This window comes from Burkholderia sp. MSMB617WGS, from assembly GCF_001532025.2.
GTDB classification, from domain to species: domain Bacteria; phylum Pseudomonadota; class Gammaproteobacteria; order Burkholderiales; family Burkholderiaceae; genus Burkholderia; species Burkholderia savannae.
In genome coordinates, this window is sequence record NZ_CP013457.1 from 694,999 (window position 1) to 708,475 (window position 13,477).

Below are 13,477 nucleotides of genomic sequence, written 5' to 3' on the forward strand. Positions count from 1 at the left end.
CATTCGCGCGTCCCGCCTGCCGGGGCGCCAGCAGGCGGTCGCGTGTCCGGCAGCACCCAATTAGCGGATCACAGGATCAACGGATCTGATTGAGCGTCGTCCGGTTGTAGCGAATGTTCTCGACGATCGATTGGCGCTTGCCCGCCGGCATCTTGTTCGCGCAGAAGAAGTCCTGATAAAGCGCCGCATGGTACGCATTCAGCTCGCCGTTCTCGATGCGCTGCCAATCGGTTTCGACCGTGCGGTCCCAGCCGTCGTGGTCCGCGTTCAGGCCCGCATACTGGCGCCATTCATACGTATCGCAGCGAATGCCTTCGTAGTTGACGTTGCGCGCGCCGGCAGGGCTTGTCACGACGACGACATAGCGGACGACGCCGTCGGTGCCGACGTCGAGCGACTTCGAATCGACGAGGAACTTGAGCGGCGTGTTCTGCGACACGTTGAACGGCAGCAAATCGCTCGTCTGCGGCAGCGGCGGCAGCTTCTCGACCTTGTTTTCAGCCCATTGCGGCTGACGGTCGAGCAAGTAGGTGAACGCGCTGTCGTCCTTGTTGGACGGGGTGTTCGAATGAGCGCAGCCGGCCAGCGCGGCGGCCGCGGCAATCGACGCGGCGGCAAGAGCAATCGCTTTCAATATGCATACCTCGTAAAAAAGCGCGGCATCCTTCAATGCCGCGCCCGGTCATGCGTTTTTCATTCCCGCCGGACGAGCCCGCGCGTCAGTCGCGCAAGATCAGGCGGGGAGGATTTTCGTCGAGCGTGCTCGCGCCCGGCTCGATTTCCGAACAGACTGCCGACGCGTCGATCGCTGCCGGTGTTTCCGCGGCCGCGTGCCCGTTCGCGACGCGCGGATAGCGCGTCGCGCGCGGACCGCGCGACTTGTCGGGGCGCTGCGCCGGGCGGCGCAGGAAACGCGACAGTTCGGTCAACGCCAACTGATATACATCCCGCTTGAACTCGATCACCGCGTCGAGTGGCACCCAGTATTCGTTCCAGCGCCACGCATCGAACTCCGGATGATCCGTCGCGCGCAGGCAGATGTCGCAATCGCGCCCGATCATTCGCAGCAGGAACCAGATCTGCTTCTGGCCGCGATAATGACCGCGCACTTCGCGCTTGATGAACTTGTCTGGCACCTCATAACGCAACCAGTCGCGAGTGCGGCCGATGATCTTGACGTGTTCCGGCAGCAGCCCGGTTTCCTCGTGCAGTTCCCGGTACATCGCCTGCATCGGGGTCTCGCCGTACTTGATGCCCCCTTGCGGAAACTGCCAGGAATGCTCGCGGAGCCGCTTGCCCCAAAACACTTCGTTGCGCGCGTTCAAGAGGATGATGCCGACGTTCGGGCGAAAGCCTTCACGATCCAGCATACAACCACCTTCGAATCCTTTAAAATTGCTTTGATTATAAACAGATAACGGGCGTTGCGCACCGGAACGGAGCGAATCCGGGCGGGGCGCGTCAACTACACTGTCCCCGATTTGTCTGCTATGTCAGCTGCGCCGCACACTGTCAGGCGCAGTCGTTTATTCACCCTTAGACTTTTTTCGGGCGGCCCGCGTTGGCCGCTGCTAATGGAACCGTTCGCATGAAAGCCTCCCGTTTCTTTATCGGCACCCTGAAGGAAGCACCCGCCGACGCCGAGATCGTCAGTCACAAGCTGATGGTGCGCGCAGGCATGATCCGCCGCGTCGCCGGCGGCATCTACAACTATCTGCCGGTCGGCCTGCGCTCGATTCGCAAGGTCGAGGCGATCGTGCGCGAGGAGATGAACCGTGCGGGCGCGATCGAACTGCTGATGCCCGCCGTGCAGCCGGCCGAGCTGTGGCAGGAGTCGGGGCGCTGGGAGCAGTATGGCCCGGAGCTGCTGCGCTTCAAGGATCGCAAGCAGAACGAATTCGTGATCGGGCCGACGCACGAAGAGGTGATCACCGACATCGCGCGCAACCAGATCAAGAGCTACCGGCAGATGCCGGTGAACTTCTACCAGATCCAGGCGAAGTTCCGCGACGAGATCCGTCCGCGCTTCGGCGTGATGCGCGGGCGCGAATTCATCATGAAGGATGCGTATTCGTTCGACAAGGACCACGAAGGCCTCAAGGAATCGTACAAGAAGATGTACGACGCGTACGTGCGGATCTTCACGCGGATCGGCCTCGAGTTCCGCCCGGTCGCAGCCGACAACGGCTCGATCGGCGGCAGCGGCTCGCACGAATTCCACGTGATCGCCGATACCGGCGAGGACGCGATCGCCTACTGCCCGACGTCCGACTTCGCGGCGAACGTCGAGGCGGCCGAGGCGCTGCCGCTGCTCGCTAGCCGTGCGGCGCCCGCCGAGGCGATGCAGAAGGTCGCGACGCCCGGCAAGGCGAAGTGCGAGGCGGTCGCCGAGCTGATGGGCATTCCGCTCGAGCGCACGATCAAGTCGATCGTGCTCGCGACCGACAACGACGGCGCCGAGCCGACGATCTGGTTGCTGATGCTGCGCGGCGACCACGATCTGAACGAGATCAAGGCGGCGAAGCTGCCGGGCTTGGCCGGCCATCGCTTCGCGACCGAGGCGGAGATCGTCGAGTGGTTCGGCACGCCGCCCGGCTATCTCGGCCCGATCGGCACGAAGAAGCCGGTGCGCGTGGTCGCCGATCGCACGGTCGCGAACATGAGCGACTTCGTCGTCGGCGCGAACGAGGTCGATTACCACATCGCCGGCGTGAACTGGGGCCGCGACCTGCCGGAGCCCGTGATCGCCGACATCCGCAACGTGAAGGCGGGCGATCCGTCGCCGGACGGCAAGGGCGCGCTCGACATCTGCCGCGGCATCGAAGTCGGCCACGTGTTCCAGCTCGGCACGAAGTATTCGGATGCGATGGGCGCGACGTTCATCGACGAATCGGGCAAGGCGCAGCCGATGGTGATGGGCTGCTACGGGATCGGCGTCACGCGGATTCTCGGCGCGGCGATCGAGCAGAATTTCGACGACAAGGGGATCATCTGGCCGGAGGCGATCGCGCCGTTCGAGATCGTGCTCTGCCCGATGGGCTATGACCGCAGCGACGCGGTGCGCGAAGCGGCCGACAAGCTCTACGCGGATCTGGCCGCGGCGGGCGTCGACGTGATCCTCGACGATCGCGGCGAGCGCCCGGGCGTGATGTTCGCCGACTGGGAGCTGATCGGCGTGCCGCACCGCCTCGTGATCGGCGAGCGCGGCCTGAAGGACGGCAAGATCGAGTACCAGGGCCGCCGCGACGCCGAAGCGACGCTGCTGCCCGCCGATTCGGCCGCGGCGACGGTCGTCGAGAAGGTCCGCGCGGCGCTCGGCCGCTGATCGTCGACGAAGCGAAGAGAAGAGGGAGGCGCGTTGGAGTCGAATTTCCTGTCGGCGACGGTGCTTCTCGTCCTCATCACCGATCCGCTCGGCAACATCCCGCTCGTCATCGCCGCGCTGCGGGACGTGCCGCGCGAGCGGCGCGTGAAGGTCATCCTGCGCGAAGTGGCGATCGCGTTCGTGATCCTGCTGTTCTTCATGGTCGTCGGCGACCGCTTCCTGCGGATGATGAGCCTGACCGACCTGTCGCTGCGGATCGGCGGCGGGATCGTGCTGTTCCTGATCGCGCTCAGGATGATCTTCCCGCATCCGGACGGCGCGCTCGGCAACGATCCGCGCACGGGCGGCGAGCCGTTCATCGTGCCGCTCGCGATTCCGGCGCTCGCCGGGCCGTCGGCACTCGCGACGGTGATGCTGCTCACGTCGCAGGCGCCGGGCAAGATGCTCGAATGGGCGGGCGCGCTGACAGTGACGATGCTCGTCTGCGCGGTTACGCTCGTGCTCGCCGAGCGGATTCAGCAGTGGCTCGGCGAGCGCACGGTGGTTGCGTTTGAGCGGCTGATGGGGCTCGTGCTGGTCGCGATTTCGGTCGAGATGATGATGGCGGGCATCCGCACCTTCGTTCACCAGTTGTGACGAACCGGCGTGACGATCGGCCGACGCTTTGCGCCGCCATCGATCGCCTAATAAAGAAAAGCGGCTCACGCACGATGCGCGAGCCGCTTTTTTGTTTCCGACGGGGCGGCGCTCGACGCCGCCGCGCGGGCGTCAGACGTCCGCCGTCAGCGCGCGGATCGTCGGCAGGTTGCGCCAGTAGCCCTTCGCGTCCATCCCGCAGCCGAACACGTAGCGGTCCGGCACCGCGAACCCGCAGTAGTCCGGATGCAGCGGCTTCGCCTTCGTGAGCGTCTTCTCGCACAGCACCGCGGAGAGGAAGCGCGTCGCGCCCATCTCGAGGATGCGGTCGCGGATCGCGGCCATCGTTTCGCCTTCGTCGAGGATGTCGTCGAGCACGAGCACGATGCGGTCCTTCACCGATTCGCGCGGCGCGACGCGCCAATGCATCTCGGGGCTGCCCTTCGTCGTGTTGCGGTAGCGGGTCAGGTGGATGTAGTCGAACTCGAGCGGGAAATCGAGGTGCGGCAGCAGCATGCCGGTGAACACCGCCGCACCGCCCATCACCGACAGCACGAGCGGAAACTCCTCGCCGATCTGGCCGCGGATCTCCGCGGCCATCCTGCCGATCGACGCGTTGACTTCGTCGGCGGAGACGATCTCTTCGGAGTGTTGGAAAATGTGGAGGGCTTCTTCTCGATTCATGAGGTCTGGCGAGCGGTCTCGTCTGGGGTACCAATAAGAATGAAACAATGCGGCGCCACGTGCTACAGCATATACCCGCGCGCGGCGCCGCGGCGAATCAGCGCAGGCCGGGCATCATGCCCTTTATGCCGCGCATCATCTTCTGCAGGTTGCCGCCCTTCAACTTCTTCATCATCGTGCGCATCTGGTCGTACTGATTGAGCATCCGGTTGACTTCCTGCACCGGCACGCCCGCGCCCGCGGCGATCCGGCGCTTGCGCGTCGCCTTGATGATCTCGGGCTTCGCGCGCTCGGCGGGCGTCATCGAACTGATGATGCCTTCCATCCGGCGGATCTGCTTTTCGGCCTGGCCCATGTCGGCGCCGGCCGCGGCCTGCTGGAACTGCGCGGGCAGCTTGTCCATCAGCGACGACAGCCCGCCCATGTTCTTCATTTGCGAGATTTGCGCGCGGAAGTCGTTCAGGTCGAAGTCGCCGCCTTTCTTCACCTTGTTGGCGAGCTTCTCCGCAGCCTGGATGTCGACGCCGCGCTGCGCTTCCTCGACGAGCGCGAGGATGTCGCCCATCCCGAGGATTCGGTTCGCCATCCGGTCGGGGTGGAACACTTCGAGGCCGTCGAGCTTTTCGGCGACGCCGACGAACTTGATCGGCTTGCCCGTCACGTGGCGCACCGACAGCGCGGCGCCGCCGCGCGAGTCGCCGTCGAGCTTCGTCAGCACGACGCCCGTGAGCGGCAGCGCGTCGTTGAACGCCTTCGCGGTGTTGACGGCGTCCTGGCCGAGCATCGCGTCGACGACGAAGAGCGTCTCGACTGGCTTGAGCGCCGCGTGCAGCGCGGCGATCTCCTGCATCATCGCTTCGTCGATGCCGAGGCGGCCCGCGGTGTCGACGAGCAGCACGTCGTGATAGTGGCGCTTTGCCCAGTCGACGGCTGCGTTTGCGATGTCGACGGGCTTCTGGTCGGGCGTCGACGGGAAGAAGTCGGCGCCGACCTGCTCGCTCACCGTTTTCAGCTGCGCGATGGCGGCCGGGCGATAGACGTCGCACGAGACCGTGAGCACCTTCTTCTTGTACTTCTCGCGCAGGAGCTTCGCGAGCTTGCCGACGGTCGTCGTCTTGCCGGCGCCCTGCAGGCCCGCCATCAGGATGATCGCGGGCGGCGTGACGGCGAGGTTCAGCTCGGCCGCCTTGCCTTCGTAGTCGCCGCCGATCACGGCGGTCAGTTCCTTCTGGACCACGCCGACGAGCGCCTGACCGGGCGACAGGCTGCTGATCACCTCCTCGCCGAGCGCTTTTTCCTTGACCTTCGCGATGAAGTCGCGGACGACGGGCAGCGCGACGTCGGCTTCGAGGAGCGCAAGCCGCACCTCGCGGAGCATCTCCTGGGTGTTCGCCTCGGTGAGCCGGGCCTCGCCGCGCAGCGTCTTGACGACGCGCGCCATCCGTTGGGTGAGATTGTCGAGCATGGGGAGCGATGGACAGTGAAGCCCGCAGGCGCGAGTGGGACAAAAAGCCGGCCGTCGCGGGTAGGGGGCCTAGTGTAAACTTCGAACATGGATATTGTACTGTATGCCCTCACCGCGCTCCTGTATGGCGGCCTCGCCGTCGCCGGCTGGCGCACGCGCCGCATGGGCGAGGCGGGGCCGTTCGTCGCGAGCGTGCCGTCCGTTCCGCACGTGCGCGAACCCGCGCCGCCCGGGATGGGCGGGCTCGGGCGCGCGCTTCTCGGCGCCGCGCTGCTCGCGCACGGGGTGCTGCTGCACATGACGATCTTCCCGCACGACGCGATGGTGTTCGGCTTCGCGTTCGCGCTGTCGGCGATGTTCTGGCTCGGCGCCGGCATCTACTGGGTCGAGAGCTTCTTCTTTCCGCTCGACGGCATGCGGCTTCTCGTGCTGCCGCTCGCGTGCGTCGCGTCGCTCCTGCCGCTCGCGTTCGGCGGCGTGCGCGTGCTGCCGTATGCGGCCGCGCCGCTCTTCAAGGTGCACTTCCTGATCGCGAACATCGCGTATGGGCTCTTCGCGATCGCGGCGCTCCACGCGGTGCTGATGCTGATGGTCGAGCGGCGTCTGCACGCGCTGCGGCGCGACGGGTTTCGCGAGTCGGCGGGCTGGGTCGCCGGCTGGCTCGACACGCTGCCGCCGCTCCTGACGCTCGAGAAGCTGCTGTTTCGCCTCATCGGCGCGGGCTTCGTCCTGCTCACGCTGACGCTCGCGACGGGCATCCTGTTCAGCGAGCAGATTGACGCGCGCGCGCTCAAGCTCGATCACAAGACCGTGTTCGCGATCCTGTCCTGGCTGATGTTCGGCGGGCTCCTCGTCGCGCACAAGACGTCCGGCTGGCGAGGCCGCGGCGTGGCACGCTGGGTGCTCGCGTCGTTCGTCGCGCTGCTGCTCGCCTACGTCGGCAGCCGCTTCGTTCTCGAGGTGCTGCTGCACCGTTCCGTGGTTTGATCACCTGATCTCGATGCGACAAATCCTTCTTCTCATCGTGCTGTTCTTCGCGAGCTCGTGGCTCGCGAGAAAGATTCGCCGGGCGCAGGCACGCGGCGACGGCCCGTTCGCGGGCGGCGCGGGCCACACCGCGGATTCCGCGTCAGGCCCGGGCGGCGCGGCTCATGCGGGCCGCGCGCGCGACGCCGCGCTGCCGGAGCCGATGGTCCGCTGCGCGGAGTGCGGCGTGCATGCGCCGAAGAGCGATGCAGTCGCCGCAGGCGGCGAGTATTTCTGCAGTCCGGAGCACGCGGCGCGCCACGCCGCGCATTCGGGCGGCCGCAGCGAACCATGAGCGACGTGCGGCGCTTCACCGTCGACGCCGACGGCTGGGTCGACGGCGTGCGGCGCGAGCCGTCGCCGAATTTCGAGGCGCGGCCCGACGGCGCCGTGCCTTCGCTCGTGGTGATCCACAACATCAGTCTGCCTCCCGGCGAGTTCGGCGGCGACGCGATCGTCGAGCTGTTCCAGAATCGTCTCGACTGCGACGCGCATCCGTACTACGCCGCGCACCTGCGCGGCGTGCGGGTCTCCGCGCATTTCCTGATCCGGCGCGACGGCGCGCTGATCCAGTTCGTGTCGTGCGACGCGCGCGCTTGGCACGCGGGCGCGTCGAGCTTCTTCGGCCGCGAGCGCTGTAACGATTTTTCAATTGGCATCGAGCTCGAAGGCGCGGACGACGTCGCGTTCGATGCGCCGCAATACGCGACGCTCGCCGCGCTCGCGCGCGCGCTCGCCGCGCATTACCCGATCGATGCGTTCGCGGGCCACGAGCATGTCGCGCCCGGACGCAAGACCGATCCCGGTCCGCACTTCGATTGGCAACGTCTTGCAGACGATGCCGGTTTCCCGCCGCGATACTTTCCCTATCGGAAGCACTGAGCGGGGTCTTTTTGACACGCGCCGCATCGTTTCAGTGGCCGCGCCTTGTCGCGTCGGCGTATCGCGCTTGTCAATAGACCGCGAGCAAATTTTTCCTTTGGCGCTCGCGCGAGGCTCCACTATACTTTGGGCCAATCGAGCAGTTCGGCACTACATATAGTGTGTCGATCGGGGGCATTTTCCGTTCCCGACCGCAGTCCCGGCGTTGCCGCCGGAACGCGACATTCTCAATGCGGCGCATCCGGCCAGCGGTCCGGCGCGCTGCGACCCACGTGGAAAAGTGCAGCCGGGGGCGCGATGCGCATGAAGAAGACCAGTGTCGAATCAAGCGCGTCGTTCGGACCCAACCGGCAAGGCAGCCGCTTCTTCCGCGTCTTACCGCTCGCGCACCTTGTGGCGCACCGTTCGTTTTAATCCGCGGTTCCTGCCGCATCACCCAACACCAGGAGTTTTGCCCATGCAAACCACCGACAACGCGACGTCCCAATTCGAGAGCGCGGCGAGCCGCTCTCTCGCCGGGGGCGCGCAAGGCGCGCCGGCAATTGCGTCGCAGACGACGTACGCCGACTACAAGGTGATCCGCCGCAACGGCAGCGTGGTGTCGTTCGAACCGTCGAAGATCGCGATCGCGGTGACGAAGGCGTTCCTGGCCGTCAACGGCGGCCAGGGCGCCGCGTCGGCACGCGTGCGCGAGCTCGTCGAGCAACTGACGCAGTCCGTCGTGCGCGCGCTCGTGCGCAGCCGCCCGAACGGCGGCACGTTCCATATTGAAGACATTCAGGATCAGGTCGAGCTCGCGCTGATGCGCGGCGGCGAGCACAACGTCGCGCGCGCGTACGTGCTGTATCGCGAGAAGCGCCACCTCGAGCGCGTTCACGCGGGCGAGGCGGCGGCCGTCGAATCGTCGACGGGCGGCGGCATCAACGTGACGGACAACGGCGTCACGCGTGCGCTCGACCTGAACGCGCTGCGCGCGCTGATCGTGTCGGCGTGCGAAGGCCTGGGCGACGCGGTGAGCCCGGAGCCGATCGTCTCGGAAACGGTCAAGAACCTGTACGACGGCGTGCCGATGACCCAGGTCTACGACTCGGCGATCCTGGCCGCGCGCACGATGATCGAGAAGGACCCGGCGTACAGCCAGGTCACGGCGCGCATCCTGCTGCACACGATCCGCCGCGAGATCCTCGGCGAGGAAGTGACGCAGGCGGAAATGTCGACGCGCTACGCCGAGTATTTCCCGCAGTTCCTGAAGCGCGGCGTCGAAGCCGAGCTGCTCGACGACAAACTGCTGCAGTTCGACCTGAAGCGCCTCGGCGACGCGCTCGACGCGAGCCGCGACCTGCAGTTCGGCTACCTCGGCCTGCAGACGCTGTACGACCGCTACTTCCTGCACGTCGACGGCACCCGCATCGAGATGCCGCAGGCGTTCTTCATGCGCGTCGCGATGGGCCTCGCGCTGAACGAGATCGACCGCGAAGCGCGCGCGATCGAGTTTTACAACGTGCTGTCGAGCTTCGACTTCATGAGCTCGACGCCGACGCTCTTCAACTCGGGCACGCGCCGCTCGCAGCTGTCGTCGTGCTACCTGACGACGGTCGCGGACGATCTCGACGGCATCTATGAAGCGCTGAAGGACAACGCGCTGCTGTCGAAATTCGCGGGCGGCCTCGGCAACGACTGGACCCGCGTGCGTGCGCTCGGCTCGCATATCAAGGGCACGAACGGCAAGTCGCAAGGCGTGGTGCCGTTCCTGAAGGTCGTCAACGACACGGCGGTCGCGGTGAACCAGGGCGGCAAGCGCAAGGGCGCGGTGTGCGCGTACCTGGAGTCGTGGCACCTCGACATCGAGGAATTCCTCGAGCTGCGCAAGAACACGGGCGACGACCGCCGCCGCACGCACGACATGAACACGGCGAACTGGATTCCCGACCTGTTCATGAAGCGCGTGATGGAAGGCGGCGACTGGACGCTGTTCTCGCCGTCGACCTGCCCGGACCTGCACGACAAGTTCGGCGCCGAGTTCGAGGCGGCGTACGTCGGCTACGAAGAGAAGGTCGCGCGCGGCGAGATCAAGCTGTTCAAGAGGATTCCGGCGCAGCAGCTCTGGCGCAAGATGCTCGGGATGCTGTTCGAGACCGGCCACCCGTGGATCACGTTCAAGGACCCGTGCAACGTGCGTTCGCCGCAACAGCACGTCGGCGTCGTCCACTCGTCGAACCTGTGCACGGAAATCACGCTGAACACGAGCGACACCGAGATCGCCGTCTGCAACCTCGGCTCGGTGAACCTCGTCGCGCACCTCGCGAAGCAGGCCGACGGCAGCTACGCGCTGGACCAGGAAAAGCTCAAGCGCACGGTCGGCGTCGCGATGCGGATGCTCGACAACGTCATCGACATCAACTATTACGCGGTCGCGAAGGCGCGCAACTCGAACCTGAAGCACCGTCCGGTCGGCCTCGGCATCATGGGCTTCCAGGACTGCCTGCACCTGCTGCGCACGCCGTACGCGTCGGAGGAGGCGGTCGAGTTCGCCGATCGCTCGATGGAGGCGGTCTGCTACCACGCGTACTGGGCGTCGACCGAGCTCGCCGAAGAGCGCGGCCGCTACTCGAGCTACCGCGGCTCGCTGTGGGATCGCGGCATCCTCCCGCAGGACACGCTGAAGCTGCTGACGGAAGCCCGCGGCGGCTACGTCGAGGTCGACACGAGCGCAACGCTCGACTGGCCGGCGCTGCGCGCGCGGATCGACTCGTTCGGCATGCGCAACTCGAACTGCGTCGCGATCGCGCCGACGGCGACGATCTCGAACATCATCGGCGTGTCGGCGTGCATCGAGCCGACCTTCCAGAACCTGTACGTGAAGTCGAACCTGTCGGGCGAATTCACGGTGGTCAACGAGTACCTGGTGCGCGACCTGAAGGAGCGCGCCCTGTGGGACGAGGTGATGGTCGCCGACCTGAAGTACTTCGACGGCATGCTGTCGCGCATCGACCGTATCCCCGCCGACCTGCGCGCGATCTACGCGACCGCGTTCGAAGTCGATCCGAAGTGGCTCGTCGAGGCGGCGTCGCGCCGTCAGAAGTGGATCGACCAGGCGCAGTCGCTGAACATCTACATGGGCGGCGCGTCGGGCAAGAAGCTCGACGAGGTCTACAAGCTCGCGTGGCTGCGTGGCCTGAAGACGACGTACTACCTGCGCACGATGGCGGCGACGCACGTCGAGAAGTCGACGGTCGCGCACGGCGCGCTGAACGCGGTGCCGACTTCGGGCGGCTCGAGCGGCGGTGCCGCGGGCGGCGCGCAAGGCGCGGCGGGCGGTTTCGGCGCGGCGGGCGGCGATGCGCAGTCGGGTGCGCTGAGCGCGGCGCCGATCGAAGCGGACGGTCCGGTGTGCACGATGCGCCCGGGCGATCCGGGCTTCGAAGAGTGCGAAGCGTGCCAGTGATGCGGCGCGCGTAGCGCGCAAAGAGCGCGAGCGGCGCGTGGCGAAGACCGATAAAGGTTGAAGTGCGCGCCGCTCTCTACTAAAAAAAATGATAAGGAATCTGTAACGCAGCGAACGCGTTGCAGCGAGCAGGAAGAGTGATCGAAACATCCCCGACGACGTCGCGTTTCGATCCGCGTTCGATGCGTCGAGCGCACCTCGCGAATCACGCGCGGCACACATCGCGCTCCGCATGAATGACGATGCGTTGCTCAAAGTGTTGTATCGAGGTCGCAACGCGAATCGAAAAAAGGATTTTTCGTGAGCGAACCCTTTTATCGCTCAGGAAAAGATGGTACAAACCGATCTAAATTGATGGTGAGAATTTATGCTCAACTGGGATGACGAGAAGACTGCCGTAACTCCCGCGAGCGGAGCGCAGCAAAACGCGATGCGCGACCCCGCAGGAATGGCCGTCGGATTGCAGGCTGCGGTGCCTGCCGCTCATCAAGCTTCGTCGGCGCGCGACATCTTCGCGGGCGATTTCGCGGTAGCGCCGCATGCGCCGGCAGCCGTCGCTTCGGAAGCGCGCGTCAACGTCGCCGACAAGCGCATCATCAACGGCCAGACCGACGTCAATCAGCTCGTGCCGTTCAAGTACAAGTGGGCGTGGGAGAAGTACTTGGCCGGCTGCGCGAATCACTGGATGCCGCAGGAAATCAACATGTCCCGCGACATCGCGCTGTGGAAGGACCCGAACGGCCTGACGGAAGACGAGCGCCGGATCGTCAAGCGCAACCTCGGCTTCTTCGTGACGGCCGATTCGCTCGCGGCGAACAACATCGTGCTCGGCACGTACCGCCACATCACGGCGCCGGAGTGCCGGCAGTTCCTGCTGCGACAGGCGTTCGAAGAGGCGATCCACACGCACGCGTACCAATATATTGTCGAATCGCTCGGCCTCGACGAAGGCGAGATCTTCAACGCGTACCACGAGGTCGAGTCGATCCGCGCGAAGGACGAGTTCCTGATTCCGTTCATCCATACGCTGACCGACCCGGCTTTCAAGACGGGCACGCTGGAAGCCGATCAGAAGCTGCTGAAGTCGCTGATCGTGTTCGCGTGCGTCATGGAAGGCCTGTTCTTCTACGTCGGCTTCACGCAAATTCTCGCGCTCGGCCGTCAGAACAAGATGACGGGCGCGGCGGAGCAATATCAGTACATCCTCCGCGACGAGTCGATGCACTGCAACTTCGGGATCGACTTGATCAACCAGATCAAGCTCGAGAACCCGCACCTGTGGACGGCCGAATTCCGCGCCGAGATCCGCGAGCTGTTCAAGCACGCCGTCGATCTCGAGTATCGCTACGCGGAAGACACGATGCCGCGCGGCGTGCTGGGCCTGAACGCGTCGATGTTCAAGAGCTACCTGCGCTTCATCTGCAATCGCCGCTGCCAGCAGATCGGCCTCGATCCGCTGTTCCCGAACGAGGAAAACCCGTTTCCGTGGATGAGCGAGATGATCGACTTGAAGAAGGAACGCAACTTCTTCGAGACGCGGGTGATCGAGTATCAGACGGGCGGCGCGCTGTCGTGGGAGTGACCCGGCGCGCAGTCGACGAGTAACGATGTGGATGCCGGGCGCCGTGCCCGGCACAAGGTTTAGGAGCAAGAACGCCTGATGCAAAGCATGTCCGGCGCCTCAAGGGCCCAAGTACACGACAGGCACTTTGCGAACCCTTCAGTGGGATGGGCAAACTTCCCTCCGGAAAAAGCGGGCGGCCGAGCGGCCGCCGGCTCGATCAAGCGATTAGGGGCGGCGGCGCAGGGCGCGCCGGTCGCCGACTTGATTTGGCGCGCGGTGCCGAGCGGCACGGTGCGCCATACCGTATTCATTAGCGTAAGCAAGCGTCATCCGCGTACGCCGATGAATAGCCCGCTTCGCAGCGCACGTTCTGATAGACGTCCGCGGGAAGCGGGTTTTGACGAAGGGTGTAGTTTGAACTGACTCTCATCTGAACCTGAAGGAGAAAAT

At 65.4% G+C, this 13,477-nt stretch carries 12 protein-coding genes and 1 pseudogene; 8 read left to right on the forward strand and 5 right to left on the reverse strand.

What is annotated here, in order from left to right; all coding sequences use genetic code 11:
• Positions 1-76: 76 nt before the first annotated feature.
• Both WT60_RS03550 and WT60_RS03555 read right to left on the reverse strand, forming a co-directional pair.
• Positions 77-634: a CNP1-like family protein gene (locus WT60_RS03550; RefSeq protein WP_059670746.1), complete on the reverse strand. Its 558-nt coding sequence runs from the start codon at positions 632-634 to the stop codon at positions 77-79.
• Positions 635-719: 85 nt separating this feature from the next.
• Positions 720-1,370, reverse strand: coding sequence for an RNA pyrophosphohydrolase (locus WT60_RS03555; protein ID WP_060356338.1), 651 nt, complete (start codon positions 1,368-1,370; stop codon positions 720-722).
• Between the two features lie 218 nt (positions 1,371-1,588).
• Here WT60_RS03555 and WT60_RS03565 point away from each other — a divergent pair, with 218 nt between their 5' ends.
• Entirely contained in the window at positions 1,589-3,325 is a 1,737-nt protein-coding gene (locus tag WT60_RS03565) for a proline--tRNA ligase (protein WP_038754403.1), read from the forward strand.
• Positions 3,326-3,358: 33 nt separating this feature from the next.
• Positions 3,359-3,961 (forward strand): MarC family protein, encoded by a 603-nt coding sequence (locus WT60_RS03570; RefSeq protein WP_038754400.1) that lies wholly within the window; start codon positions 3,359-3,361, stop codon positions 3,959-3,961.
• Between the two features lie 132 nt (positions 3,962-4,093).
• Here the strand turns inward: WT60_RS03570 and WT60_RS03575 are convergent, their stop codons facing one another.
• On the reverse strand, positions 4,094-4,645 hold the full coding sequence (locus WT60_RS03575) for a hypoxanthine-guanine phosphoribosyltransferase (protein WP_038754398.1): 552 nt from the start codon (positions 4,643-4,645) through the stop codon (positions 4,094-4,096).
• Positions 4,646-4,742: 97 nt separating this feature from the next.
• A complete protein-coding gene (gene ffh, locus WT60_RS03580; protein WP_059583276.1) occupies positions 4,743-6,110 on the reverse strand; it encodes a signal recognition particle protein in 1,368 nt (455 codons plus the stop codon).
• An 87-nt stretch (positions 6,111-6,197) separates the two neighbouring features.
• Here ffh and ccsA point away from each other — a divergent pair, with 87 nt between their 5' ends.
• The 3 genes from ccsA to ampD are packed head-to-tail and all read left to right on the forward strand — an operon-like array spanning position 6,198 to position 8,018.
• Positions 6,198-7,097 (forward strand): cytochrome c biogenesis protein CcsA, encoded by a 900-nt coding sequence (gene ccsA / locus WT60_RS03585; protein ID WP_059583279.1) that lies wholly within the window; start codon positions 6,198-6,200, stop codon positions 7,095-7,097.
• A 13-nt stretch (positions 7,098-7,110) separates the two neighbouring features.
• The gene (locus tag WT60_RS03590; protein ID WP_038754389.1) at positions 7,111-7,431 is read left to right on the forward strand and encodes a PP0621 family protein; all 321 of its coding nucleotides are present in this window, start codon (positions 7,111-7,113) and stop codon (positions 7,429-7,431) included.
• Positions 7,428-8,018 (forward strand): 1,6-anhydro-N-acetylmuramyl-L-alanine amidase AmpD, encoded by a 591-nt coding sequence (gene ampD, locus WT60_RS03595; RefSeq protein ID WP_059670745.1) that lies wholly within the window; start codon positions 7,428-7,430, stop codon positions 8,016-8,018. The genes WT60_RS03590 and ampD overlap by 4 nt, the downstream gene beginning before the upstream one ends.
• Positions 8,019-8,168: 150 nt before the next feature.
• On the opposite strand, the pseudogene WT60_RS35635 reads toward ampD, so the two are convergent.
• A pseudogene (locus WT60_RS35635) lies at positions 8,169-8,451 on the reverse strand (hypothetical protein).
• Between the two features lie 24 nt (positions 8,452-8,475).
• Here WT60_RS35635 and WT60_RS03605 point away from each other — a divergent pair.
• From WT60_RS03605 to WT60_RS03620, 3 genes are all read left to right on the forward strand, one after another.
• Positions 8,476-11,463: a ribonucleoside-diphosphate reductase subunit alpha gene (locus tag WT60_RS03605; RefSeq protein ID WP_060356337.1), complete on the forward strand. Its 2,988-nt coding sequence runs from the start codon at positions 8,476-8,478 to the stop codon at positions 11,461-11,463.
• Between the two features lie 367 nt (positions 11,464-11,830).
• Positions 11,831-13,045, forward strand: coding sequence for a ribonucleotide-diphosphate reductase subunit beta (locus WT60_RS03615; protein ID WP_038754379.1), 1,215 nt, complete (start codon positions 11,831-11,833; stop codon positions 13,043-13,045).
• Positions 13,046-13,123: 78 nt separating this feature from the next.
• Positions 13,124-13,450 (forward strand): hypothetical protein, encoded by a 327-nt coding sequence (locus tag WT60_RS03620; protein ID WP_081990071.1) that lies wholly within the window; start codon positions 13,124-13,126, stop codon positions 13,448-13,450.
• The last annotated feature ends 27 nt before the right edge of the window (positions 13,451-13,477 follow it).

Coding starts and splice junctions, on each gene's coding strand:
- WT60_RS03575 (WP_038754398.1), bottom strand. CDS start 4,645: ATGAATCGAGAAGAAGCCCTCCACATTTTCCAACACTCCGAAGAGATC.
- ampD (WP_059670745.1), top strand. CDS start 7,428: ATGAGCGACGTGCGGCGCTTCACCGTCGACGCCGACGGCTGGGTCGAC.
- WT60_RS03565 (WP_038754403.1), top strand. CDS start 1,589: ATGAAAGCCTCCCGTTTCTTTATCGGCACCCTGAAGGAAGCACCCGCC.
- WT60_RS03605 (WP_060356337.1), top strand. CDS start 8,476: ATGCAAACCACCGACAACGCGACGTCCCAATTCGAGAGCGCGGCGAGC.
- WT60_RS03555 (WP_060356338.1), bottom strand. CDS start 1,370: ATGCTGGATCGTGAAGGCTTTCGCCCGAACGTCGGCATCATCCTCTTG.
- WT60_RS03620 (WP_081990071.1), top strand. CDS start 13,124: ATGCAAAGCATGTCCGGCGCCTCAAGGGCCCAAGTACACGACAGGCAC.
- ffh (WP_059583276.1), bottom strand. CDS start 6,110: ATGCTCGACAATCTCACCCAACGGATGGCGCGCGTCGTCAAGACGCTG.
- WT60_RS03615 (WP_038754379.1), top strand. CDS start 11,831: ATGCTCAACTGGGATGACGAGAAGACTGCCGTAACTCCCGCGAGCGGA.
- WT60_RS03590 (WP_038754389.1), top strand. CDS start 7,111: ATGCGACAAATCCTTCTTCTCATCGTGCTGTTCTTCGCGAGCTCGTGG.
- ccsA (WP_059583279.1), top strand. CDS start 6,198: ATGGATATTGTACTGTATGCCCTCACCGCGCTCCTGTATGGCGGCCTC.